At 58.2% G+C, this 25,175-nt stretch carries 25 protein-coding genes and 4 tRNA genes; all 29 read right to left on the bottom strand.

Translation table 11 applies throughout. The annotated features are described in order from the left end of the window. Window positions 1-5: 5 nt before the first annotated feature. Window positions 6-1,685 (bottom strand): ribonuclease J, encoded by a 1,680-nt coding sequence (locus tag WNY37_RS10930; protein ID WP_342973421.1) that lies wholly within the window; start codon window positions 1,683-1,685, stop codon window positions 6-8. A 1-nt stretch (window position 1,686) separates the two neighbouring features. Then, the gene (locus WNY37_RS10925; protein WP_342973420.1) at window positions 1,687-2,460 is read right to left on the bottom strand and encodes a type III pantothenate kinase; all 774 of its coding nucleotides are present in this window, start codon (window positions 2,458-2,460) and stop codon (window positions 1,687-1,689) included. 1 nt (window position 2,461) lies between these two features. Further along, window positions 2,462-3,205, bottom strand: coding sequence for a biotin--[acetyl-CoA-carboxylase] ligase (locus WNY37_RS10920; protein ID WP_342973419.1), 744 nt, complete (start codon window positions 3,203-3,205; stop codon window positions 2,462-2,464). Further along, window positions 3,202-4,626 carry an NADH-quinone oxidoreductase subunit N gene (locus WNY37_RS10915; protein ID WP_342973418.1) on the bottom strand — a complete coding sequence of 475 codons (1,425 nt, stop codon included), beginning with the start codon at window positions 4,624-4,626 and terminating at the stop codon, window positions 3,202-3,204. Before WNY37_RS10915 ends, WNY37_RS10920 begins: the two co-directional genes overlap by 4 nt. A gap of 6 nt (window positions 4,627-4,632) precedes the next feature. After that, window positions 4,633-6,123, bottom strand: a complete 1,491-nt coding sequence (locus tag WNY37_RS10910) for an NADH-quinone oxidoreductase subunit M (RefSeq protein ID WP_342973417.1) — start codon at window positions 6,121-6,123, stop codon at window positions 4,633-4,635. Then, a complete protein-coding gene (gene nuoL, locus WNY37_RS10905; RefSeq protein WP_342973416.1) occupies window positions 6,123-8,291 on the bottom strand; it encodes an NADH-quinone oxidoreductase subunit L in 2,169 nt (722 codons plus the stop codon). The genes WNY37_RS10910 and nuoL overlap by 1 nt, the downstream gene beginning before the upstream one ends. Before the next feature lie 7 nt (window positions 8,292-8,298). Continuing rightward, on the bottom strand, window positions 8,299-8,607 hold the full coding sequence (gene nuoK, locus WNY37_RS10900; RefSeq protein WP_084393707.1) for an NADH-quinone oxidoreductase subunit NuoK: 309 nt from the start codon (window positions 8,605-8,607) through the stop codon (window positions 8,299-8,301). 2 nt (window positions 8,608-8,609) lie between these two features. Further along, window positions 8,610-9,218, bottom strand: coding sequence for an NADH-quinone oxidoreductase subunit J (locus WNY37_RS10895; protein ID WP_342973415.1), 609 nt, complete (start codon window positions 9,216-9,218; stop codon window positions 8,610-8,612). 40 nt (window positions 9,219-9,258) lie between these two features. After that, window positions 9,259-9,744, bottom strand: a complete 486-nt coding sequence (gene nuoI / locus WNY37_RS10890) for an NADH-quinone oxidoreductase subunit NuoI (protein ID WP_342973414.1) — start codon at window positions 9,742-9,744, stop codon at window positions 9,259-9,261. Beyond that, window positions 9,741-10,817 (bottom strand): NADH-quinone oxidoreductase subunit NuoH, encoded by a 1,077-nt coding sequence (nuoH, locus tag WNY37_RS10885; RefSeq protein WP_342973413.1) that lies wholly within the window; start codon window positions 10,815-10,817, stop codon window positions 9,741-9,743. The genes nuoI and nuoH overlap by 4 nt, the downstream gene beginning before the upstream one ends. 9 nt (window positions 10,818-10,826) lie before the next feature. Continuing rightward, on the bottom strand, window positions 10,827-12,926 hold the full coding sequence (gene nuoG / locus WNY37_RS10880) for an NADH-quinone oxidoreductase subunit NuoG (protein ID WP_342973412.1): 2,100 nt from the start codon (window positions 12,924-12,926) through the stop codon (window positions 10,827-10,829). A gap of 3 nt (window positions 12,927-12,929) precedes the next feature. Next, window positions 12,930-13,310, bottom strand: coding sequence for a hypothetical protein (locus tag WNY37_RS10875; protein ID WP_342973411.1), 381 nt, complete (start codon window positions 13,308-13,310; stop codon window positions 12,930-12,932). A gap of 15 nt (window positions 13,311-13,325) precedes the next feature. Continuing rightward, on the bottom strand, window positions 13,326-14,630 hold the full coding sequence (gene nuoF, locus WNY37_RS10870; RefSeq protein WP_342973410.1) for an NADH-quinone oxidoreductase subunit NuoF: 1,305 nt from the start codon (window positions 14,628-14,630) through the stop codon (window positions 13,326-13,328). After that, the gene (gene nuoE / locus WNY37_RS10865) at window positions 14,630-15,757 is read right to left on the bottom strand and encodes an NADH-quinone oxidoreductase subunit NuoE (RefSeq protein ID WP_342973409.1); all 1,128 of its coding nucleotides are present in this window, start codon (window positions 15,755-15,757) and stop codon (window positions 14,630-14,632) included. Before nuoE ends, nuoF begins: the two co-directional genes overlap by 1 nt. Then, window positions 15,757-16,956 (bottom strand): NADH-quinone oxidoreductase subunit D, encoded by a 1,200-nt coding sequence (locus WNY37_RS10860; protein WP_342973408.1) that lies wholly within the window; start codon window positions 16,954-16,956, stop codon window positions 15,757-15,759. The genes nuoE and WNY37_RS10860 overlap by 1 nt, the downstream gene beginning before the upstream one ends. Beyond that, window positions 16,949-17,566 carry an NADH-quinone oxidoreductase subunit C gene (locus WNY37_RS10855; RefSeq protein WP_342973407.1) on the bottom strand — a complete coding sequence of 206 codons (618 nt, stop codon included), beginning with the start codon at window positions 17,564-17,566 and terminating at the stop codon, window positions 16,949-16,951. Before WNY37_RS10855 ends, WNY37_RS10860 begins: the two co-directional genes overlap by 8 nt. A 17-nt stretch (window positions 17,567-17,583) precedes the next feature. Further along, on the bottom strand, window positions 17,584-18,153 hold the full coding sequence (locus tag WNY37_RS10850; protein WP_342973406.1) for an NADH-quinone oxidoreductase subunit B family protein: 570 nt from the start codon (window positions 18,151-18,153) through the stop codon (window positions 17,584-17,586). Next, entirely contained in the window at window positions 18,153-18,527 is a 375-nt protein-coding gene (locus tag WNY37_RS10845; RefSeq protein ID WP_342973405.1) for an NADH-quinone oxidoreductase subunit A, read from the bottom strand. Before WNY37_RS10845 ends, WNY37_RS10850 begins: the two co-directional genes overlap by 1 nt. Before the next feature lie 192 nt (window positions 18,528-18,719). Next, window positions 18,720-18,794 (bottom strand) — tRNA-Phe (locus WNY37_RS10840). 87 nt (window positions 18,795-18,881) lie between these two features. Then, complete coding sequence (locus tag WNY37_RS10835) at window positions 18,882-20,123, bottom strand: aspartate aminotransferase family protein (RefSeq protein WP_342973404.1); 1,242 nt, start codon at window positions 20,121-20,123, stop codon at window positions 18,882-18,884. 42 nt (window positions 20,124-20,165) lie between these two features. Beyond that, a tRNA-Arg gene (locus tag WNY37_RS10830) sits at window positions 20,166-20,242 on the bottom strand. Window positions 20,243-20,254: 12 nt separating this feature from the next. Next, window positions 20,255-20,560 carry an ETC complex I subunit gene (locus tag WNY37_RS10825; protein ID WP_342973403.1) on the bottom strand — a complete coding sequence of 102 codons (306 nt, stop codon included), beginning with the start codon at window positions 20,558-20,560 and terminating at the stop codon, window positions 20,255-20,257. A gap of 30 nt (window positions 20,561-20,590) precedes the next feature. After that, window positions 20,591-20,667: transfer RNA gene (locus WNY37_RS10820), tRNA-Pro, on the bottom strand. A gap of 45 nt (window positions 20,668-20,712) precedes the next feature. Next, the gene (locus WNY37_RS10815; RefSeq protein WP_342973402.1) at window positions 20,713-21,147 is read right to left on the bottom strand and encodes a PaaI family thioesterase; all 435 of its coding nucleotides are present in this window, start codon (window positions 21,145-21,147) and stop codon (window positions 20,713-20,715) included. Beyond that, on the bottom strand, window positions 21,137-21,595 hold the full coding sequence (locus WNY37_RS10810; RefSeq protein WP_342973401.1) for a DUF192 domain-containing protein: 459 nt from the start codon (window positions 21,593-21,595) through the stop codon (window positions 21,137-21,139). The genes WNY37_RS10815 and WNY37_RS10810 overlap by 11 nt, the downstream gene beginning before the upstream one ends. A 52-nt stretch (window positions 21,596-21,647) precedes the next feature. After that, complete coding sequence (locus tag WNY37_RS10805) at window positions 21,648-22,100, bottom strand: cold shock domain-containing protein (RefSeq protein WP_342973400.1); 453 nt, start codon at window positions 22,098-22,100, stop codon at window positions 21,648-21,650. 164 nt (window positions 22,101-22,264) lie between these two features. Beyond that, window positions 22,265-22,339 (bottom strand) — tRNA-Glu (locus tag WNY37_RS10800). Between the two features lie 83 nt (window positions 22,340-22,422). After that, window positions 22,423-24,201 (bottom strand): single-stranded-DNA-specific exonuclease RecJ, encoded by a 1,779-nt coding sequence (gene recJ / locus WNY37_RS10795; protein WP_342973399.1) that lies wholly within the window; start codon window positions 24,199-24,201, stop codon window positions 22,423-22,425. Window positions 24,202-24,206: 5 nt separating this feature from the next. Beyond that, entirely contained in the window at window positions 24,207-25,163 is a 957-nt protein-coding gene (gene glpX / locus WNY37_RS10790) for a class II fructose-bisphosphatase (protein ID WP_342973398.1), read from the bottom strand. Window positions 25,164-25,175 lie beyond the last annotated feature (12 nt).

Below are 25,175 nucleotides of genomic sequence, written 5' to 3'. Positions count from 1 at the left end.
CTTCCTCACACTCTCATTATCGTCACATCGACGAGCGGCTTGCGCCCGAAGACCTTCTCGCACGACCGTCGGATCGCTCTCACCAGAACAGTCTCCACGACGTCATCGTCAAGACGCTTGCGACGTGACAAACCGTCCAGCGCCTCTTCGCAGGCCGCCTCAACCGCATCCAGCGACTCATCGGCGAGGCTTCCATCATCCTCGGATAAACCGCGCGCTGATACAAAAGGCCCATCGGCTATGCCGCCCCCTTCGTCCAGGGAAACGCTGGCCGTTACGTAGCCGTACTTTGAAATCGCGATGCGCTCACGCAATCCTTCGGAGCCGGCCGGCACCAGACGATTGCCGTCCAGGTGCAAGCGACCATTCGGCACGATATCGATAACTTCCGCCTTGCCCGGCGCGAGACGAATAAGATCACCATTGCGCGGCGTGACCGCTTCGGAAATCTGGAGCGACTTCGCAAAGGCTGCGTGCTCCATGATGTGGCGGCGCTCTCCATGTACCGGAACCGATATGCGAGGACGCACCCACTGGTACATGCGTTCGAGTTCATCACGCGCCGGGTGGCCCGACACATGGATCGGGTCTTTGGACATCCTGTCGGTGATTATCCGGACGCCCTTTTCGGCCAGTGTATTCTGGAGGTCGAAAATCCCTTTTTCATTGCCCGGGATCACCCGGGAAGAGAAAATGACGGTATCGCCTTCGCCGAGACTGATGTGGCGATGGCTGCCGCTGGCGATTCGGCCAAGCGCCGCGCGTTCTTCGCCCTGGCTACCCGTGCAGAGATAAAGGATCTTGTCTCGCGGAAAGCTACCGGCGTCCGCTTCGTCAACGAGGTCCGGCAAGTCGGTCAGAACGCCCGTCGACACCGCAGCGTCTACGATCTTGTGCATGCTACGGCCGGCCAGGCAAACACTACGCCCCGCCTGTTTTGCGGCCTCGATCACGGTGGCGACGCGCGCAACGTTGGACGCAAAAGTGGCAACCGCTACCCGCCCGGTGAGGGATCCAATCAGGTCGATGAGGTTGCGGCGGACCGTTGCCTCAGACCCGCTCTCACCCTCAACGAACACATTCGTGCTATCGCAAACCATCGCAAGCACGCCCTCGTCGCCGAGGCGTTTGAGGCCATCGATATCGACGCCTTCTCCGATCAGTGGATCCGGATCGATTTTCCAGTCGCCCGTATGCAAAATCGTCCCTACCGGCGTTTTGATGGCGAGCGCATTTGGCTCCGGAATGGAGTGTGTCAAAGTCATATAGGTGACTTCGAACGGACCTGCCTCGACGCTTCCTTCCAGCGGTACGACATTCACGTCGACATGCGACAAGCCGCGTTCAGCAAGTTTTCCAGCGATCAAATGAGCGGTAAACGGCGTGGCATACATCGGCGCTCGCAATTGCGGCCAGAGCAGACCGACGGCGCCAATATGGTCTTCATGAGCGTGTGTGAGGAAGATCGCATCGATCTGATCTGCATGCTCTACGATGAACTCCGGGTCGGCGCAGATGAGGTCGATACCGGGCGTGGTGTCATCGCCGAAAGTGACGCCTAGATCGACCAGGATCCAACGACGATCATCGGCCGGGCCATAGCCATACGCATTCAGATTCATCCCGATTTCGCCGCATCCGCCGAGCGGAAGAAATACAAGTTCAGGCGTATCGAGATTGGGCATATCAGCCTTTTTGGTTGCGTCTGTAGATTTCCAGAAGCCCGGATTCCATCAGCGTCTGGTCATAGTGGTCGATCGTGGCGCTTGCGCCCTCGAACAGTGAAGCCACCCCGCCGGTCGCGATCACTGTCATGGGCTGGCCGTACTCTTCCTTAACGCGGCGCACAAGGCCATCGATGAGATCGATATACCCCCAGAAGACACCCGACTGCATCGCCGCAACCGTAGAATCGCCGATGACTTTCTCCGGTCGCTGGATCGCAATACGCGGAAGCTGCGCCGCTGCATCGTGCAAAGCCCGCATGGAGAGGTTGATACCGGGGCTGATGATGCCCCCCTCAAACCCGCCATCAGGACCGACAATGTCCAATGTCGTCGCTGTCCCGCTATCGATGACGATCAATGCTCCGGAATACGCCACATGCGCGCCAATGGCGGCGACGAGACGGTCCGCACCGACTTGCTCAGGCCTCGCAATACGAATTGGAACTCCCAATTCGACGCCCGCCTCACCAATGACAAGCGGCTCCACACCGAAGTAACGGCGCGCCAGATTTCGAAAATTGAAGAGCGCCTGCGGCACCACACACGATATCACGCAAGCATCCACATCGTAGAGCGAGACCTTGCGCATATCCATGAGCGGGCCGAGCCAGACCACATAATCATCGGCCGTCTTGCGAGGGTCGGTGGCGCTGCGCCACATCGCGACCCAGTCTTCACCATCATGCAATGCGAAGACCGTGTTGGTATTGCCAATATCAATTGCCAGCAACATCTCAGCCTACCTCTCTGACGAGCTCGACGTCGCCCGCCCTGATAATCTCCACCGCACCATTCGGCAATTCCAGGCGCAGCCCACCATCTGACTCAAGCCCGACGAAACGGCCAACCTTCGCCGACACGTCCTTGCCGATCCGTACCGTTTCGCCCAGACCTTCGGCAAAGGTCAGCCAGTCGTTGAGCAATCCGGGAAAGTCATCCCGCGCCTGCGCAATACGTTTGGCAAAGGCGGGGCGAATGGCCTCCATCACCAGATCCGCATCAAGCGGCGCGCCGGGCACCATGTCTTTAAGACAGGTCGCGCTTTGGCCGACGGCTTCGGGCGCAGATTGCACATTCGTGCCCATGCCGGCAGCCACCCATGAAGCGCCTCCCGGCCCTGCCCCGGCTTCCACCAGAATGCCGCAGAGCTTGGCGCCATCGACGCGCACATCATTCGGCCATTTCAGTTTAACGGGCGCGTCTGGTGCGATCTGGGCGCATATATCGGCGATAGCGAGCCCCGCAGCAAACGGGAATCTCGTCGCGACCTGTATACCGCCTGGCTCAAGGAACAGCGCCGTACAATACAGATTGCCTGTGGGAGAAGACCATTGCCGTCCCAGGCGACCGCGGCCGGCTGTCTGCTCGCGCGCGGCGATCCAGATCGGACCATAATGACCCGCCTGCGCCAGACGGCGCGCTTCTTCATTCGTGCTGTCGATGGAGGCGTGCCACTGAACCGGCGTGTCTGGCCTCACTGAGTGAACCTGTCCGTCACCGCAATCGCCCAGTCAGTAAACGGTGCGATAAAGATGAAGAGCCCAATACAGGCGGCTGCGGCCGCATAGATTGAAAGCGTGACAATCGTATCGACCGGTTGGAACTTCTCAGCTGGCTCGCGCACCCACATGATCAGAATGATCCGCAGATAATACCCGAATGCGATAACCGAGCTGATCACGAGAATGATCAGCAGCGGCAGCAGACCAGCATTCCAGCCAGCTTCAAAGATCAGCAATTTGCCGAGAAAACCAACAGCGAGTGGGAAACCTGCAACGGATATCACAAGGATGGTGAGCGCAATTGCCAGGCCAGCACGGCGACGAACCAGGCCGGCCAGTTCGTCGATGCTCTCAACCATGCCGCCTTCACGGCGCATCGCGAGAACGCCGCCAAACAGACCGATGGAAGCAATCACATAGCTCGTCATGAAGACCAGCAGGGCTGCGGCGCCGTTCTGAGCACCAGCCGCAATCGCGATCAGGGCGTACCCCATATTCGCAATCGAGGAATAACCAAGCAGCCGCTTCAGATTGGTCTGAACGAGTGCGCCAAATGCACCGACCAGCATCGAAAGAGCTGCGATGATGGCAATGATCATCTGCCAGTCTTCAAAGGCCGTTGGGAAAGCGGTGAACATCAGATTGGCAAAGACAACCATGCTCGCCATTTTCGGCGCCGTCGCGAAGAAAGCCACAACAGGGCTTGGCGCGCCTTCATAAACATCAGGCGTCCAGACATGCATCGGTGCTGCGGAGACCTTGAAGGCCATACCGGAAATCATCAGCACCATGCCAAACAGCAGGCCAATACCGCCCTCGGCCTCTGCGATGCCTTCATAGCTCGTCGTTCCGGCAAAGCCGTACACCAGCGAAATACCGTAAAGGAGCAGACCGGACGCCAGGGCCCCAAGCACGAAATACTTCAGGCCTGCCTCAGCCGAGCGCATCGAATCGCGGTGGAAGGACGCCAGCACATAAGAGGACAGGCTGAGCGTTTCGATGCCCATATAGAGCGTCATCAGGTTCGACGCCGAAAGGATGATGCCCATACCGAGCGACGCGAAAATGATCAGCAGCGGATATTCGTAACGGATCGTCTCATGACGCTTCAGGAAATTCTCACCCATCAAAAGCGTTATGGCGCCAGCGCCAAAGCTGACGAGTTTTGCAAAATTCACGAACGGGCCGGTTGTTACGAGGCCGCCAAACGCTTCCCCGCCTTCCCAATTCATCAGCGTCAATGCCGCAGCACCGATGAGCACGAGCGCACCGAATTTGAAGGATATCCCGTTGAAGCCGTCACGCATGACAGCCCCGAGCAGAACCCCGGTCAGGCCTGCTGCCGCCAGAAAGAACTCTGGCCCAATTGCCGCTATCATCGCCTCGAATTCAAACATGGGCGACTAACCTCCGGTGATCATCTGAAGCGCGCGAAGGCTCGTTTCGCGCGTGATCGTGAAAATGAGATTTGGAGCCACACCAAGCAGGATCGTACCAATCGCCAACGGGACGAGGCAGATCAGTTCCTTGGTGCTGACGTCCTTGATGGATTCCAGAGCCGGGTTGGTGATCTGACCGAATACCGTCCGCCGGTAAAGCGTCAGCATGTAAACGGCTGAGAAGATCACACCGAGCGCTGCGCCCGCCGCCGCCCAGCTGGAGGCCAGGAAGGCGCCAGTCATCGTCAGAATTTCACCAACGAAGCCGCTGGTACCGGGCAGACCGACATTGGCCATGGAGAACAGCATGAAGATGGCCGCATAAATCGGCATCTTGTGCACGAGGCCACCATAAGCGGCGATCTCCCGTGTGTGCATCCTGTCATAGACGACGCCGACGATAAGGAAGAGCGCGCCAGAGACCAGGCCGTGCGAGATCATCTGGAAAATTGCGCCCTGCATGCCGACTTCCGTGAAGGAGAAGATCCCCAGTGTCACAAAGCCCATATGCGCGACCGATGAATACGCGATCAGCTTCTTCATATCGGTCTGACGCCAGGCGACGAGAGACGCGTACACGATCGCGATCACGGACAGCGCAAACATCATTGGCTGGAAGAATTCACTGGCGTCCGGGAACATTGGCAGTGAGAAGCGAATAAAGCCGTACCCGCCCATCTTCAGCAGCACACCGGCCAGAATGACGGAGCCTGCAGTCGGCGCCTGAACGTGTGCATCCGGCAGCCAGGTGTGGACCGGCCACATCGGCAGCTTCACCGCAAAGGACGCAAAGAAGGCCAGCCAGAGCCAGATCTGCACCTCCGGCGCGAAAGCATAATTCGCCAGTTCTTCAATGTCAGACGTGCCAGCCTGGAGATACATGAACACCACAGCCGCTAGCATGAAGAGCGACCCGAGCAGCGTGTAGAGGAAGAATTTGAAAGAGGCGTAGATCCGATCAACGCCGCCCCAGACGCCGATGATGATGAACATCGGAATGAGGCCTGCTTCGAAGAAAACATAGAACACGACGATATCGAGCGCGCAGAACACGCCAATCATGAATGTCTCAAGCACCAGGAAGGCGATCGTGTATTCGGTGAGCCTCGTTTTAACTGAGCCAATCGACGCAATGAGGCTGATCGGGGTCAGTAGTGTCGTCAGCAAGATGAGGAGCAGTGACATGCCGTCGACGCCCATCTTGTACTGCACATTGGCGAACCAGTTCACGTTCTCTACAAGCTGATAGCCACTTGCGGACATGTCGAAACTGGCAAGCATGACAAGCGATGCGAGGAATGTCGCGACCGAGAAGATCAGGCCCGCGATAAGCGACTTCTCGCCGCCGCCAGCGTCATTGTCCTGGCCACCCGTCATGGCGCGCACGAGCATGATCAGCACAGCACCAGCAAGCGGCAGGAATGTTACCGCGGTCAGAATCGGGAAATTGCCCATCAGCCCGCGCCTCCGACGCGCCAGAAGATCACCGCGCCAAAGACGAGCGCCGCGCCAATGATCACGAATGCATAATGATAGAGATAGCCGGTATGCATGGCCGAAAGCCTGCGGGCGCCCCAGCGCACGGCAGAAGTCACGCCATCCGGCCCGAAACCGTCGATAATTTTCTTGTCGCCAACTTTCCAGAACACATTGCCGAGGATCCGCGCGCCGCGAATGATCGTGGCGTTGTAGATCTCGTCAAAATACCACTTGTTCGAGAACAGGCTGTGCAGGGGTCCCCCAGACGCGGCGATCTTCGCACCAAAGCCCCGGTTGAAGAGGTAAGTGAACGTCGCGATCAGGAAGCCCGTGACCGTAACAATCAGCGGCGCCCAGAAGACCCATTCCGGCACGTCATACTTTTCTTCCAACAGGTGGTTCGCCGGCGTTGTGTAGATCGCCCCCGCCCAGAAGTCTGCCTGGTGGTGGCCCACAAAGGAGCCATAGAAGATGAAGCCTGCAAAGATGGCTCCAAGAGACAGGAGGCCAAGCGGGATGAGCATGACCAGCGGAGATTCATGCGGATCGCCGTGATGGTCATGCGCGTGGTCGGCGTGGTCATCATGCGCCAGATGGTCGTCAGCGTGGCTGTCCGCCTCATGCGCGGTAGCCGGCATCGAATCTTCACGCGGGCCATGGAACGTCATGTAAATCAGGCGCCAGGAGTAGAAGCTCGTCAGCAGCGCTGCGATGATACCGAACCAGAAGGCGACCTGCGCGAAGGTGATACCGTTTTCGCTCGCGGCAAATGCCGTTTCCAGAATGGCGTCCTTGGAAAAGAAGCCAGCAAAACCGAGCTGCGAGTGCGGCAGACCGAGACCGATAATCGCGATCGTACCGATCATCATGGCCGCATAGGTAAGCGGCATGTATTTCGCGACACCGCCCATACGGCGCATATCCTGCTCATGGTGCATGCCATGAATAACCGAGCCGGCACCGAGGAAGAGCAACGCCTTGAAGAAGGCGTGGGTAAACAGGTGGAACATGGCGGCCTGATAAGCGCCAATACCGGCTGCGAAGAACATGTAGCCAAGCTGCGAACACGTTGAATAGGCGATGACCCGCTTGATGTCATTCTGGGCGAGACCAACCGTTGCCGCATAAAGCGCGGTTACCGCGCCAATAATCGTCACCATTCCAGCGGCAACAGGCGCGTACTCATAGATCGGCGAAACAAGGCAGACGAGATAGACGCCCGCAGTCACCATGGTCGCAGCGTGAATAAGCGCCGATACGGGCGTCGGGCCTTCCATGGCGTCCGGTAGCCAGACATGCAGGAAGAACTGGGCCGACTTACCCATCGCCCCGATGAACAGCAGAACGCCGATCACTTCGAGCGCCGGTAGGTCCCAGTTGAGGAACGGGATCACAAGCTCCTGCACAGGTGCCGCGGCCGCCAGAGCGAGCGGCGTGACCGTTGCGTTCGCCTTGATGGCATCAAGAACCGGCGCGAACTCAACCGAGCCAAACACCAGGAAAACGGCCATGATGCCTAGAGCGAGACCGAAGTCACCCACGCGGTTGGTCACGAAGGCCTTGATGGCAGCGTCATTCGGCGCCTTGTTCTGATACCAGAAACCGATGAGCAGGTAGGATGCGAGGCCAACGCCTTCCCAGCCGAAGAAGAGCTGGATGAAATTGTCTGCCGTCACCAGCATCAACATCATGAATGTGAACAGCGACAGGTAAGAGAAGAAGCGCGCGCGGTGCGGATCTTCCGACATGTAGCCCCAGGAATAGAGGTGCACGAGCCCGGACACGCCGGTGATAACGGCCATCATGACGATGGAAAGCGCATCTACCCGGATCGCCCAGTCGGCGTGGAACTGGCCGACATCCATCCAGGTCATCAGCTTGATAACGTGATGGAAGGCTTCAGCGGCAACCGCTCCATGCGCGCCCTCAGCCGGGCCTGCTGTGTGCACGGCTTCAGCCGCTTCATGACCGCCAAACGCAAACAGGAAGAGCTGGATGATCGACAGGATGCCCGCCAGGCCAACCGTGCCGGTCGTGATGATCATCGCACCGCGGTCGGTCACGACCTTCTGAAACAGGCCTGCGATGATGGCCGCAAGGCCAGGCCCGAGAACGATAAAGAGAAGAAGGGAATCGGAAAGCATGTCTGGGTCAGCCCTTCATCAGATCCACGCTCTCGACGGCGATATCGCCGCGATTGCGGAAGTAGACCACCAGGATCGCAAGCCCCACGGCGGCCTCAGCGGCCGCGACAGTCAGTACAAGCATGGCAAAGATCTGCCCGGTGATCGTGCCGGAGAAAACAGAGAATGCCACCAGGTTCAGATTGACCGAAAGCAGGATCAGCTCGATCGCCATCAGGATGACGATAATGTTCTTACGGTTCACAAAGATGCCGACGACGCCTGTCGTGAACAGCACTGCCGAAACGGCCAGGAAGTGATTGACGGTAATATCCATGGCTACAGCCCCTCGCCCGATTTGACGTCCAGCTGACGCGTCGCATCCTTGCGGCGGCGCGCGGTCTGCTTCGCGATATTCTGTCGTTTGACGTGCGGGCGATGACGAAGCGTCAGCACAATGGCGCCGATCATGGCGACCAGCAGGATGATGCCCGACAGCTGAAAGAGCAGCAGGTAATCGGTGTACATGACCTGGCCAATCGCCTCGGCATTCGTCTCGGCGCCAGGATACGGATTGAAATTGTCGTTGCCGCCGCCACGCGCAAAGGTCGCCAGCGCGATCTCGGCAATGAAGGCAATCCCCATCAGGACGCCAAACGGCAGATAGCCGAGGAAGCCCTGCTTCAGCTCAACAAAGTCCACGTCGAGCATCATCACAACGAACAGGAACAGCACGGCAACCGCGCCGACATAGACGACGACCAGCAACATGGCGAGAAATTCCGCCCCGATCAGGACGAGCAGCCCGGCCGACGTAAAGAAAGTAAGGATCAGCCAGAGCACCGAGTGCACCGGGTTCTTGGCCGCGATCACCGCGATAGCGGAAATCGTGACGATGGCCGCCAATATGTAAAAGGCAATCAGTTCCACCGGGTCAGCCCCAATCATTGCAGCGGCAGTGCCGCCAAAATCCTAAATCTGCACCGCCCTAGCGGTACGGCGCGTCGAGTTCGAGATTGCGTGCGATCAGCCGTTCCCAGCGATCTCCGTTCGCAAGCAGTCTCTCTTTGTCGTAGTAAAGTTCTTCGCGCGTTTCCGTCGCGAATTCGAAATTCGGCCCCTCGACAATGGCGTCCACTGGGCAGGCTTCCTGACAGAAGCCGCAATAGATGCATTTCACCATGTCGATGTCATAGCGCGTGGTGCGGCGAGACCCGTCTTCGCGCGGCTCGGCCTCAATCGTGATGGCCTGCGCCGGACAGATCGCCTCACACAGCTTACAGGCGATGCAGCGCTCTTCGCCATTGGGATAACGACGCAGCGCATGCTCGCCGCGAAAGCGCGGGCTCAGCGGGTTTTTCTCGAACGGGTAATTGTTCGTCGCCTTGCGGCGGAACATCTCACGAAGGCCAAGGCCAAAGGCGCTGAAGAAATCAGTTAGCAGCGCGCCGCGAATGGTTTGAACGAGGCTCATGACTGGACTCCCGCATAAACAACATATCCCGCGACAATGAAGACAGCGACGAGTGACGTCGGCAGAAAGATCTTCCAGCCAAGCCGCATCAGCTGGTCGTACCGGTAACGCGGAACGACGGCTTTCACCAGCGCGAAGAGGAAGAAGAAGAAAACAATCTTCGCCATGAACCAGGCCAGATGACCAAGATTGACGAGCCAGAGCGGGAAATTGGCGACAAAGTCCTCACCCATCGCAATTGGTCCATGCCATCCACCCAGGAACAGGATGGTCATCATGGCGCACATCAGAACGATGTTGAGATATTCACCGATCATGAAGAGCAGGTATGGCGTTGACGAATACTCGACCTGATAGCCGGCAACGAGTTCGGATTCTGCTTCCGGCAAGTCAAATGGCGGCCGGTTTGTTTCAGCCAAGGCCGAGACAAAGAACATCACAAACATCACCACCATAACCGGGAAGAGGATGATGTGATTGAAGCTGAAGACGTGCCACGTCCAGAAGCCACCTGACTGGTTATTGACGATCTCAGACAGGTTCATCGAGCCAACGAGCAGGATCACGGTGATGATGATGAAACCAATCGAGACTTCATATGACACCATCTGCGCTGCAGACCGGAGCGATCCGAGAAATGGATATTTCGAGTTGGATGCCCAGCCGCCCATGATGATGCCGTAAACACCAAGCGACGAGATCGCGAACAGGTAGAGGATGCCGACATTGAGGTCGGAAACGACCCAGCCTGGCGCAACCGGGATCACGGCCCAGGACGCGAATGCCAACGTCAGAGACAGGATCGGCGCGAGCAGGAAGACCGTCTTGTTCGCACCCGCAGGGATAATGATTTCCTTGAGAAGGAATTTCCCGAAATCTGCAAAGCTCTGCAGCAGGCCGAACGGGCCAACCACGTTCGGGCCTTTGCGCATCATCACCGCTGCCCAGACCTTGCGGTCCATCAGCAGCAGGAAGGCCAGCGACAGCAGAAGCACGACCGTGAACAGCAATATCTGGCTGATCACTGTCAGCCAGCCAAAAAGCAGTCCATGTTCCTGGATGAATGCACTCATGGCGCTCGCCTACTCCGCTGCTACCGGCGTTTCAAGGCCACGCTTCATCAGCGAGCACTCAGCCATTGTCTTGGAAGCCCGGGCAATCGGGTTCGTCAGGTAGAAATCCGCAAAAGGCGCTTCAAAAGGACGCGCTTTTTCAAGGCCTTCCGGTTTGGCGGGCGGTTCGCTCAGCGCCGTATGACCGGCTGTGCCTGGGGCGAATCCGTGGCCTGCAAACACAGAATTCTGCTCGCGCAGGATTTCCCGAAGTTCAGCCGCCGAATCGTAAGCGAGCGTTTTGCCGACCGAGTCCGACAGGGCGCGGAAGATTGCCCAGCCATCCTTGGCCTCGCCTTTTGGCTGCACGGCCTGGCTCGTCATCTGTACGCGGCCTTCTGTATTCACGTAGGTCGCGTCAATTTCAGAGTATGCCGCGCAGGGAAGAATGATATCGGCTTTCGCCGCGCCCGCGTCGCCATGGTGACCGACATAGATCGTCTTTGTGTCGCCGAGGCCAGATAGATCAAGCTCATCCGCCCCAAGAAGAACCAGCGTGTCGACGCCGCCGGACAACATGGCAGCAGTGTCTGCGCCGCCTTCGCCAGGCACAAAACCGACATCGAGCGCGCCAACACGGCCAGCTGCGTTGTGAAGCACGCCAAATCCGCTCCAGTCTTCACTGATGGCGGATGCTTCCAGTGCCAGACCGTGCGCTGCGTTCAACACGTCGAGCCCCGCATCGCCGAGCAGTGCCTGCTCACCAACAACGACCATCGGCCGCTTCGCCTTGCGGAACGACTCCATAAAGGTGCTGTCGCGACCATAGAGACCGGTCAGACTGTCTGCCGCTGAACCGAGGTGCTCATAATCGTAAGTCAGGTCGACCGGCTCACCGACGACACCAACCTTCAGATCATTCCACAGCCAGGCCTTCCGGATACGCGCATTCCAGACGGCCGCTTCGACGCGCGGGTTCACACCAATCAGGAGCAACGCATCGGCTTCTTCCACACCCATCAAGGTCGGGTTCAGAATGTAGCGCTCACGCACTGAATCTGTGCCATATTTTGCGCCCGCAGGGCGGCAATCCGTCGACTGAATACCGAGATTGCGCGCCAGATCCAGCGCCGCTTTGGCTTGCTCAACTTCGATGAGATCGCCAGCAATCATGCCGATCTTCGACGCGTCACCCTTCAACAGGTCTGCGGTTGCCGACAGCGCTTCGCTCCAGCTTGCCGGACGCAGCTTACCGTTCTCGCGGATATACGGTTTGTCGAGGCGCTGACGGCCGAGACCGTCCCAGATGAACCGCGACTTATCGGAAAGCCACTCTTCATTCACTTCCTCGTTGATGATCGGCATGATGCGCATGACCGCATCCCCTTTGGCATCAATTCGGATCGCCGAGCCGAGCGCGTCCATGACGTCGATCGATTCGGTCTTGCGCAGCTCCCATGGGCGCGCATTGTAAGCATACGGCTTCGACGTCAGCGCGCCGACCGGGCAGAGGTCAATCACATTGCCGGAAAGCTCTGAGGTGAGAGACTCCTCAAGATATGTCGTGATTTCAGCGTCTTCACCGCGGGAAATCATGCCGATTTCCTCAACGCCTGCGACCTCGGCAGCAAAGCGGACACAGCGCGTACACTGAATGCAGCGCGTCATGATCGTCTTGACCAGCGGCCCCATATATTTGTTTTCCACCGCGCGCTTGTTGAGGTCGTAGCGCGAGCCCGACCGGCCATAAGCCATCGCCTGATCCTGCAGGTCGCATTCGCCGCCCTGGTCACAGATCGGGCAGTCCAGCGGGTGGTTGATCAGCAGGAACTCCATGACGCCGTTGCGCGCCTTTTCAACATAATCACCTGAAGTGAGAATGTTCGGTGGCGTGCCGTCAGGGTTCATCCGCATCTCGCCAACGGTCTGGGCGCAGCTCGCAATCGGCTTCGGCGCGCCCTTCCATTGGACAAGACACATACGGCAATTACCGGCGACCGATAGTCGCTCATGGTAACAGAAGCGTGGAATCTCGGCGCCCGCTTCCTCGCACGCCTGCATAAGCGTGTAGGACTTCGGGACCTCAATGTCCTTACCGTCGATATTCAGTTTGAACAGATCATCAGCCATGAATCAGAACTCTTTCACGGGATTGAAATTCGTTTTGCGCGCAGCGGTGTTCCACCGCGCGAGGAGATAGGTCGGAATAATTGTCGCGAGGGCGCCGAGCATACCGGACGAACGCCACATACGCTGTATAAAAATGTCGTAGGTCAGTCCCAGGAGCAGCGCCATAACGGCGACCGCCAGCACGAACCAGAGATACTTCGTCGACACCAGTGCCAGCAGTCCGAAGCCCGCCATCAACGCCATCTTGACGACAGGCAGCAACAAGCCAGGCGACAGCAGCGCATTCATACCGACCACCTGCGACAGGACAATCAGGCCGAACACATTCGTCCCGATAATCACAGCACACCAGATGGCGGTGATAATATTGCGCGTCAGATCCATCCCAGCCCTGCCCCGCTACTCAGCCGCAACCACATTGCCCTGCACCAGCGCGCGCGGCGCCCGGTACTGGGTGATGCGATCTTCGATTTCATGACGGAAGTGACGAATCAGGCCCTGCACGGGCCAGGCCGCCGCATCGCCGAGTGCGCAAATCGTGTGGCCCTCAATCTGGTGCGACACGTCGAGCAGCATGTCGATCTCACCGTGCTCAGCAACGCCCTTGGCCATCCGCTCCAGCACGCGCCACATCCAGCCGGTGCCTTCCCGGCACGGCGTACACTGGCCGCAGCTCTCATGCTTGTAGAAGTATGAGATCCGCGCGATCGCCTGGATCAGGTCTGTGGATTTGTCCATGACAATCACGGCCGCCGTACCGAGACCTGACTTGAGGTCGCGTAGCGTGTCGAAGTCCATATACGCGTCCAGGATCTGCTCAGCCGGCACCATTGGCACCGATGATCCGCCCGGAATGACAGCCTTGAGGTTGTCCCAGCCACCCCGGATGCCGCCGCAATGGGTCTCGATGAGATCCTTGAAGGTGATCGACATCTCTTCTTCAACATTGCACGGCTTGTTCACGTGCCCGGAGATACAAAACAGCTTGGTGCCCGTATTGTTCGGGCGACCGAAGCCTGCAAACCACTCGGCGCCGCGGCGCAGAATTGTTGGAGCGACAGCAATCGACTCAACATTGTTGACGGTTGTCGGGCAACCATAGAGCCCGGCATTGGCCGGGAATGGCGGCTTCAGACGGGGTTGACCTTTCTTGCCTTCAAGGCTTTCCAGAAGGGCCGTCTCTTCACCGCAGATATACGCACCGGCGCCGTGGTGGACATAGAGATCGAAATCCCAGCCATTCTTGTTGTTCTTGCCGATCAGACCAGCCTCGTAGGCCTCTTTGACGGCCTTCTCGAGCGCTTCCCGTTCAGCAATATATTCGCCGCGCAGATAGACGTAGCAGGCATTCGCCCGCATTGCGTATGACGCGACCATGCAGCCCTCGATCAACAAGTGTGGATCATGGCGCATGATCTCCCGATCCTTACAGGTGCCGGGTTCCGATTCATCAGCGTTTACAACGAGGTAGTGTGGACGGTCGCGAACTTCCTTCGGCATGAAGGTCCATTTCAGACCCGTCGGGAAGCCGGCGCCGCCACGTCCGCGAAGACCGGACGCCTTGATCTGATCGCAGATCCATTCTGGCGTCTGTTGCAGCATCTCACGCGTCAGGTGCCACGCGCCGCGCTTCTTTGCTTCCTCAAGATCCGGCGAATGGACGCCGTAGAGGTTCGTGAAAATCCGATCCTTGTCCTGTAGCATCAGTCTTCGCCTTCTTCCTGGCTCGATGGGACATCGCCCGCATCAACCCGTTTGGAAAATTCAGTCTCTTCACCTGCTGCGAGTGTCTTGGCCTGGCCAATCCAGTCCTCGCGAGCGATGCGGCCGCGGAAGGACAAATAACCCTCCACCCATTTTACGTTCTCTTCAGTCCAGGCTGCAATCTGCGCGAACTTGAAGATGCCCAGCTCGTTCAGCTGGTCCTCATTCTTGGGCCCGATGCCTTTGATGCGCTTGAGATCATCTTCCTCGCCTGCGGCAACGCTGGCCGCTTCGGGGCGGTCGCCTTCGATATCATCGCTCGCGACCGGTGCATCATCGTCAGCATTCTCTTTCGCAACGACGTCCTGGTCCGCCTCGATTTCTTCCTCTTCAGGCTCCTCGCGGTCGACATTGGTCGGGGCCGGGCGGTCGGGCTTGCCAGCGGCTTCGGCAGGCGGCGCTTCGCTCTTGGTTGCCTCTGGCAAATTCGGAATACTCGTGATGTTGTTTCGACTTCCATCGAAACACGCCTCATCTTCGAGCGAGGTCAGCCCGCCCTCGGGCGCGCTATTGATGCGGTCGACAAACGTGCCTGGCGCGACATCGACGCCATTCGACAGTTTGCCTAGAATCTCTTCCAGTTTTTCCGGCGTCAGATCCTCGTAATAGTAGTCGTTGATCTGAACCATTGGCGCATTCACGCAGGCACCAAGGCATTCGACCTCTTCCCACGAGAGCCGACCGTCATCGGTAACGGCCATTTTCTTGCCGATCTTGCTTTCGCAGACCTTCTTCAGATCATTCGCCCCGCGAAGCATACATGGCGTCGTGCCACACAGCTGGACGTGATGCTTACCCACAGGCTGAAGGCGGAACATCGTGTAGAAGGTCGCGACCTCGTAGACACGAATATATGGCATTTCCAGCCTGTTCGCGACCTCGCGCATGGCCGGCTCGGACAGCCAGCCGGCATTGTCCTTCTGCGCAAGCCAGAGCAGCGGAATCACGGCCGAGCGCTGTTTGTCGGCCGGATATTTTCCGCGCCAGAACGAAATCTTTTCTTCCGTCTCGGGCTTGAAGGCGAAGGTATCGCCGCCCGCCTCGATATCAAAACGACGAAGCGCCATTAGCGGTCAATCTCCCCAAACACGATGTCGAGCGAGCCCAGAATGGCCGATACGTCTGCCAGCATGTGGCCTTTGCAGAGATGGTCCATCGCCGCGAGATGCGGATAGCCCGGCGCGCGAATCTTGGCGCGGTACGGACGGTTGGTCCCGTCGGATACGAGATACACACCGAACTCGCCTTTCGGCGCTTCGACGGCAGCATAGACTTCGCCTTCCGGCACGTGGAAGCCTTCGGTGTAAAGTTTGAAGTGATGGATCAGCGCTTCCATGGAGCGCTTCATCTCGCCGCGGCGTGGCGGCGACACTTTTGAGCCAGCCAACAAGACCTCGCCAGCCGGCATGTTCTCGATGCACCACTTCATGATGTCATTGGCGATCAGCATCTCGTCCATGCGGCAGACATAGCGATCGTAATTGTCGCCATTATTGCCGACCACGACTTTCAGCACGTCGCCCGGAATTTCGTCATAGATTTCATAAGGCTGCGAACGGCGCAGGTCCCAGGCGAGCCCCGACCCGCGGACCATCACGCCGGAGAAGCCCCACTCCATGATCGTCTTTTCGTCCACAACACCAATGTCGACATTGCGCTGCTTGAAGATGCGGTTCTCGGTGATCAGGCCTTCAATATTCTTGAGGGCCGCCGGGAACTCATCACAGAACGTCATGATATCGTCGATCAGATCCTGCGGCAGGTCCTGATGGACACCGCCCGGCCGGAAATAAGCCGAGTGCATACGCGAGCCCGAAGCGCGCTCATAAAAGCCCATCAGCTTCTCGCGCTCTTCGAAACCCCATGTGATGGGAGCAAGCGCGCCGCAGTCCATGGCCTGCGTCGTGATGTTCAACATGTGCGACAGGATGCGCCCCATCTCGGAGTACAGAACCCGAATAAACTTCGCACGGCGCGGCACTTCGAGCTCAAGCAGGCGCTCAATGGCAAGGCACCAGGCATGTTCCTGGTTCATCGGCGCCACGTAATCGAGGCGGTCAAAGTAAGGCAGCCCCTGCAGGTACGTCTTGTATTCCAGCAGCTTTTCGGTGCCGCGATGCAGCAGTCCGATATGGCTATCGATCCGGTCCACAACCTCGCCGTCGAGGTCCATGATCATGCGCAGAACACCGTGAGCCGCAGGATGCTGCGGGCCAAAGTTCAGCGTGAATTTGCGCTCATCAACAGGCGTTGCATCATCAGCCATCTGCCTGCTCCTTCTCAGCCTTCTCATCGCCGGGCAGCTCTTTGGTCATGCCTTCCCATGGCGAAAGGAAATCGAAATTGCGATACTCCTGGACCAGCGTCACAGGCTCGCTCACGACGCGCTTTTCCAGATCGTCATAACGGACTTCGACGAAGCCGGTGAGCGGGAAGTCCTTGCGCAGCGGATAACCTTCGAAACCGTAATCGGTGAGAATGCGGCGCAGGTCCGGATGCCCCGAAAAACGGATGCCGTACATGTCAAACGCTTCGCGCTCAAACCAGTCTGCACTTGGGTGCAGATCAATAAGGCTCGGCACTGGCGTTGCTTCATTCGTCGCGATCTTCACGCGAACGCGCTGATTGAGGCGCATCGACAGGAAGTGATAGACAACATCAAAACGCTGGTTGCGCTCTGGCCAGTCCACGCCGCAAATGTCGATCAGTGTTTCGAAAACGCACTGATTGTCATCCTTGAGAAACTTCGCGAGCTTCAGGATGGAATCGCGCTCAGCGACGATGGTCAGCTCCCCATGCTTCACATGGAAATCCTTCACCGAGTCGCTGCACATCTCGCTGATGTGGGCGCCGAGATCTTTCAGGGCTTCAGACATGTCTTTTTCCCTCTCGCCTAGCGCTCGATCGAGCCTTCGCGGCGGATCTTCTTCTGCAATTGCAGCATTCCATAGACCAGCGCCTCAGCTGTCGGAGGACAGCCCGGCACATAGATGTCGACAGGAACGACCCGGTCACAGCCGCGAACAACTGAATATGAATAGTGATAGTAGCCGCCGCCATTCGCGCACGATCCCATCGACACCACATAGCGCGGCTCCGGCATCTGGTCGTAAACTTTGCGCAGGGCTGGCGCCATCTTGTTGGTAAGCGTACCGGCGACAATCATCACATCGGACTGACGGGGTGACCCGCGCGGCGCCATACCGAAACGCTCCAGATCGTAGCGCGGATTGCCGGCCTGCATCATCTCAACAGCGCAGCACGCCAGACCAAACGTCATCCACATCAGAGAACCGGTGCGCGCCCAGGCAATAAGATCATCGGCAGCAGCCGTGAAATAGCCTTTGTCGGCCAGGTGATCGGACAATCCAGCGAAGAACGGATCATCAGCACGAACCTGATGACCACCTTCCACGCCGGCGCGGCCGGCTCCCAGTGCGTATGGCTTGTAATCGTCGGCCATTATTCCCACTCCAGCGCCCCACGGCGCCACTCATAGATAAAGCCTACAGTCAGAACCCCGAGGAACACGACCATCGACCAGAAACCGAAGACGCCAATCGTCCCGAGGCTGACCGCCCACGGAAACAGGAAAGCGACTTCCAGGTCGAAAATAATGAACAGGATCGAGACTAGGTAAAAACGGACATCGAACTTCATGCGAGCATCGTCGAATGCATTGAAGCCGCACTCATATGCCGAATTCTTCTCAGGGTCAGGATTCGACGGCGCAAGAATCGCTGCGCCAATGATGAAAAGGAGCGACAGGATTACGCCCAGCGCCAAAAACAGAATGACGGGCAGATAGTCGAGCGCGAACCGTTCAATTTCTGTCATCTCAGATCAACTCCCGAGAGCTTGCGGCTGAAAGCGCCGGACTAGGACGGTTTCACAGGCTTGGCAACAGGCTAGCTTCACACTTTATAACGGTTTCAACAGAGGATTTCGCGTTCGCAGCATGCGGCGTGGTGCCACGCCGGACATAGACCGACATCAGCGCGCATATGGACCTGGGTATCGTCAGGAAAATGGTGCCCGGGGGCGGATTTGAACCACCGACACGCGGATTTTCAATCCGCTGCTCTACCCCTGAGCTACCCGGGCGGGCCGTGGGGAAACGGCGTCATAGCCCTGCTGAGGGGCCTTGTCCAATCCCCTTTTTGAAGTTTTTGCAGCGAAGACGGTCAGTCCTCAGCTGTAACGCGCTTCGACCTGCTTTTTCTTCGCCGCTTGCCCGTTGCGAACGGCGTCGCAGGCGGCGGCAAGATCTTCCAGATAAGCGTCCGCAACATCTGCATGGCGCGGAGACAACATTAAATGCAGGCTCGGCGGCTCCTTTGTCACGGACGTGAACCAGCCGCGCCGATAGATTTCACCGTACACTGCGAATGAATGGAGATCCGGGTGCCGAAACGCCATCAGGCCCAACATAGGGTTTCCCAGTACGTCAAAGCCGAGTGCCTTTACGCCCTCCTGGATCTTTTCGCGCGTCGCGCAGACCTGTCCTTGCAGCCGTTTATAGCCCTCTTCGCCCAGATAATTCATGACGGCCCAGGCGGCGGAAATCGCCCCACCAGGCCGCGTGCCGGCCAACGTTGGGGTCTTCATCGGCGCGCCGGACCATCCGTCCAGATCAAACGGCATATGGGCATAGAGGTCTTCTGACCGGAACAGGACGGTCGACGCCCCTTTCGCGGCGTAACCGTACTTATGCAGGTCCGCACTCATCGAGCAGACCGCCGGAACGTCGAAATCAAATGCCGGAACGGGAACGCCATTCATCCGCGCGAAAGGCGCAAAATAGCCGCCGACGCAGGCGTCGACATGCAGCCAGACCTGTTTGGACTGTGCCACTTCGCCGAGCGCATCAATTGGATCAATGATGCCATGAGGGAAATTCGGCGCTGAACCGACCATCATGATCGTTTTCGAATCGCAAGCCTCACGCATCGCATCAGGATCGGCCTGATAGCTGTCGTCACTCTTGAGGGCGATGCGGCGCACCTCAATGTCCATGAGATGAGCCGCCTTGTCGAAAGCCAGATGCGCCGATTGCGGCAGGACAATATTCGCGGGTCCGGAATGCCCCCTCGAACGGGCATAATCGCGCGCGGTCTTCATCGCCATGGTTATGGAATCGGTGCCGCCAGAAGTGATTGCTCCGGTCGCACCTTCCGGCCCATGCAGCAACCCAAGCGCCATGGAGATGACATCCTTCTCCATCTGCGCGATCGAAGGAAAAGCGAGCGGGCCGAGTCCATTCTCGGACATGAAGGCTGCGTAGGCCTTCTTCTGAACCTCGGCGATCTCCTCACCGGCATTAAAGACGTAAACTGCGGTCTTTCCATCACGCCATTTGGCATCATTCGCGCCGCGAGACGTCATTTCCGCCTCGATCTGCGGCCACGATTTTCCTTGCTTGGGCAATCGCATATCGGTCCTCCCTAGTACGGAGGATAACCGAACAGCGCGCAATGGCGACCCCTACAGGACTTGAACCTGTAACCGTCGGATTAGAAGTCCGGTGCTCTATCCAGTTGAGCTAAGGGGCCGGAAGCAGACGCCTAATGCGTCCAGGGCTGTTTGCGATCTGCGGAGAAATTTTCCGAATAGGATTTCACGAGACGCTTGGGCTCTCTCGATTCCTCAACGGTAAAGGTGATCTTTTCGCGCTTGGCATAGTCGATCGCCTGTTCACGCGTTTCGAAGTGCAGGCGAACCTGGCCCGTCGTGTCGTTGATGCTGGTCCAGCCCATGAGAGGATCAGAAAAGCGCGCATCTTCGGAGCGGAACTCCAGAACCCATTCATGAGTTTTCGCCCGTCCGGACTGCATGGCAGATTTTCTGGGCTTGAAGATGCGAGCGTCCATTAAAAGCCTCCGGCCTGTCCGGTTAACCGATGGTCGGAGCGAGAGGATTCGAACCTCCGACCCCCTGATCCCAAATCAGGTGCGCTACCAGGCTGCGCCACGCTCCGACATCGGACGCCCCTTCTATGCAGGCATTTCTTCTAGAGCAAGCCCTATTTGGCTGTGCGTCGCAGTGTCCTGAATGTCGCATCGGCGCGCGCCCCCAACTTCTCACCATTGATCAGCAGATCTGCACACACATGGACGATTCCGTCCTCAGAAGAAATCACTTCGGGATGGGCTTCCAGCCAGGTGCCCGGCCGGATCGTATCGAAATAGCTGATCGTAAGTTTAAGCGTCACGGACATTTTCTTCGTCGCGTGCCAGACAGCCCAGGCGAGCGCACCGTCTGCAAATGAGCTGACCATCCCGCCATGCATGAAGCCCATACTATTGCAGTGGCGATCAAGAACCCTGATTCCGCACCGCAAATCGCCAGCACCGGTTGCCCGGAAGACAGGTCCATTGTGAGTGGTAAAGGGCCCCCGCGACTTCGAAAGCTCAAAGCCCTCCGGAATATCCACCTCAGCGGCGGATTCAGCCGGCATTTGTCTCGAATATCGGGTGGCTGATCTTGTCGCCTGGCTCAATGCCAAGCTCGGCGGCACGGCCACCATTGATTTCCAGAACGCCTTTGACGGGCACGCCAGGGCTGATCGTACGCAGGGATCCGGGCACCGTGTTTCGGGCGATCATCTGGATCGTACCGTCACTGGAGATGAAGAGCATGTCGAGCGGGATGAGCGTATTCTTCATCCACATGGCCGGTTCACGCGGATTGCCAAAATCGAAAAGCATCCCGGCATCTGGCCCCAGCGACTCCCGTTCCATCAGGCCAAACGAAATTTCATCGGGCTCATCAGCGATTTCAATGGAAAAGGCATGCGCCTCTTCGCCCGTATCAACGGTCAATTCACCCGTTTCGAGCGTTTGCGCCAAAGCAGCGAGTGGCAGGGCAATCGCCGCTACAAACAGATAGGTCAGTCGCATATTCATGCACTTCGTCTAGCGCCTGACGCATGATGCCGCAACACAATTGGTCTGTTGGCTATTTGGCCTTCACGCTTGTGAGGTGGGCGCCTTTCGGCCCCGTTTCGATCGTCCCCTCAAGGATCGAACCGGTTTCGGTCGATTCGATCGCAGCCCGGCGAAGCACCGAAATGTGCAGGAAGATATCTTCAGGATCATTCGGGCGATTCACGAAGCCGAAGCCCTTGGTATTATTGAACCATTTCACGATGACGGTCTCTGGGTCCGGCGCGATGCCCTGCTCTTTCGCAACGACAGCCTTGGGGCGATCCATCTCAATGATGTTTTCGACCTGCCAGCCACGATCACCTCGAACGGCATCGCATACGATTCGCGCGCCCTCGTCGGCATATGGCTCACCAAAATTGCGAAGGCAGGAAATGTGAAGCATTACATCGGCATTCAGTGACGCCTCGCTCACAGAGTCAGGAACGATGAAACCATACCCCTTGGCCACATCGAACCACTTCACGCGACCAATTACCCTGACCATCGCGGAAGGTTCCGGTGTTTCATGTTTTGCATTTACAGCCGTCATTATTATCAACCCCAATGGCGGACAGTAGAAAAGCAAAATTCCAAAGTCATCCCTTTTCGGGCGACTTATTCACTATAAAAGCGAGATTGTTGCGAAAGTGGCACTCCCTAGGGGAATCGAACCCCTCTTTCCAGGTTGAAAACCTGGCGTCCTAACCGATAGACGAAGGGAGCGCTCAGTTGGAAGGCGTGCGTATAGCGGGGCTTTACGGGCTGTTCAAGTCGCCTTTCAGCAGCAAAACGAGATTTTGTCAGTTCTATTCAGCTTCAGCTGCATCAATCAGCTCAAATTGCGCGCGGCGACGGCCATTCCATTCGTCCGCTTTTAGCCGTCCAGCGACATGCAGCCGCTTGCCAGAGAACAGGGCCTGGCCAATTTCAGTATCCGCCGTGCGCCACGATACGCACTCGACCCGGCCCGTTGTGTCTTCTGCATAGAAGCGCACGTGGTTCTGGCCGATCCGACGCGCCGAGACGGGCTTGATGCCCTGCATCGCAAAGACGGGCTGTGGCGCGCCCTGCCCGAACGGCCCCAGTGTTTCCAGCTGATCGCAGAATTCCGGTGAGACCGCGCCGGGCGCAACCACCGCATCAATCTCCAGTCGGCGGGCTTCGGCGCGTTCTTCAGCAAACTGGTCCATGTGCTCAACCATCCATGTGTCGAATGCACCAATGGCATCGGGGTCCAGGCTGAGACCGCCTGCCATCGCATGGCCCCCACCCGAAAGCACCAGGCCCTCTTTTGCCGCCATGGAGATCGCGTCGCCAATATTGACGCCCTTCACGGACCTGGCCGACCCTTTTGCGACAGGGCCGAGCTCGGCTCCCCAGCCGATGACAATGGTCGGCAGATGGAACCGGTCCTTTATGCGGCCAGCAACGATTCCAATGACGCCGGGGTGCCACCCCTCGCCTGAGGCGATAATCACGCCGCGTTCCGGGTTCGCCTCAATCTGCTTTTCCGCCTGCAACGTCGCAGCATCCAGGATCGACGCCTCGACCGCTTTGCGCTCATCGTTCAACCCGTGCAATCGCTCGGCGAGCTCTATGGCTTCCTGCCGGTCATCGGTCGCCAATAGCTTCGCAGCGAGCCAGGGATCGCCAACCCGGCCACCCGCATTCAGTCTTGGCCCAAGAACGAAGGTCGCGTGATAGACGGTCTCGATCGCGCCAATGCCCGCCACATCGGCGAGCGCTCTCAATCCGGTATTCGTGTTGCGGGCCATGATCTTCAGCCCCTGACGGACGAATGCCCGGTTGGCGTCGCGCAGCGGAGACATGTCGCACAGCGTGCCAAGCGCGCAGAGGTCGAGCCACGGAATGATATCCGGCAGACCGCCATCCGGCGCGACCCCCTTCTCTCGGGCAACCTTGTTCAACGCAGCGAGCAGGACAAATACAACCCCAGCCGCCGCAAGGTGACCATAGCCAGACTCGTCGTCCGGGCGGTTAGGGTTCACCAGCGCTGCCGTGACGGGCAGCTCCTTGCCCATCAAATGGTGATCCACAACGATTACCGGCAAACCTATGCGCGTTGCTTCTTCCAGCGCTGGCGTCGCCGCGGCCCCACAATCAACGGTAATGACGAGATCCGCGCCCTGGTCTTTCAGATAGCGAAAGGCTTCAGGCGACGGGCCATAACCTTCAATGAGTCGGTCTGGCACATAGAGACCAAGCTCGCGTCCCCACGCACGGAAGTACCGCGCGAGAAGCGCAGACGAGGTTCCGCCATCCACATCATAGTCCGCAAAGACTGTCACTTTGCGGCCGTCGAGCAGGGCCTCGAGGATGAGCTCTGCTGCCTTCTCCATGTCTGCGAATGCAGAGGGATCTGGAAACAGCTCTTTTAGCGTCGGCTCCAGAAAGGAGTGAGCGGTCTCTGGCGTAACGTCTCGGCTAACGAGAAGACGCGCGAGAATATCGGGCGCACCCGTGCTCTGCGCCATCTTGCGCACAGCGGCTTCATCGGTTGGCTGGAGCGTCCAGAAACGTCCGGAAAGAGATCCCGAGACGCCGTAGAGACAATCCTCGCCCATGCCGATCAGGCCGAGCGATGGCGCGATGTAATCTTGCGGACCATGCCATCTGCCGAGCTCATCACAAGCGTATCCGTGATCGAGACACCCTTGCCAAGAACAACCCCATCAACCAGGCCACCCTTGGTCACACCGGTGGCACAAAAGACGGTTTCGCCACTTGCGAGTTCGTTGAGCGAGTATTTCTTGTCGAAATCCTTGATGCCGACGCGGCTGGCTCGGCCGCGTTCATCCTCGTTTCGGAAGACAAGCCGCCCCTGCATCTGACCGCCAACGCATTTCAGCGCTGCCGCTGCCAGCACACCTTCCGGCGCACCGCCCTGACCAACGTAGAGATCGATGCCGGTGTCAGAATTGGTTGTATTGATCACGCCGGCAACGTCACCATCCGAAATCAGGCAGATTCGTGCACCAACGCTGCGCAGGCTCTCAATGATCTCTGCGTGGCGTGGACGGTCGAGAACACATGCGGTCATGTCTTCAACGGGCTTGCCGGCGACTTTGGCCATCGCCGTGATGTTGGCAGCCGGGGTTTCATCGAGATCGACGACGCCGTCCGGGTATCCCGGTCCAATGGCGATCTTGTCCATATAGGTGTCCGGCGCATGAAGCAGCCCGCCCCGCGGCGCGATGGCCAGGACAGCAAGCGCATTGGCCATGGCTTTCGCCGTCAGTGTGGTCCCTTCAAGCGGGTCGAGCGCGATGTCGATTGCCGGTCCGTTGCCCGTGCCGACTTCCTCGCCGATATAGAGCATTGGCGCTTCGTCGCGTTCGCCCTCACCAATCACGATCCGGCCCTGAAAGTCCACCGAGTTGAAAGCGCGGCGCATGGCATCTACCGCCGCCTGGTCCGCGGCCTTTTCGTCGCCCCGCCCAACCATTTTATAAGCCGCAATTGCAGCAACTTCGGTGACACGAACCATTGCATCGGAAAGATGCGGTACCAGAACACTATCAGACATCTATTTTTCTCC

Origin of the sequence: Henriciella sp. AS95 (assembly GCF_038900055.1) — a bacterium.
Classification (GTDB): Bacteria; Pseudomonadota; Alphaproteobacteria; order Caulobacterales; family Hyphomonadaceae; genus Henriciella.
Note: the sequence above shows the minus strand (reverse complement) of the source record. Positions and strands in the feature narration are given on the sequence as shown.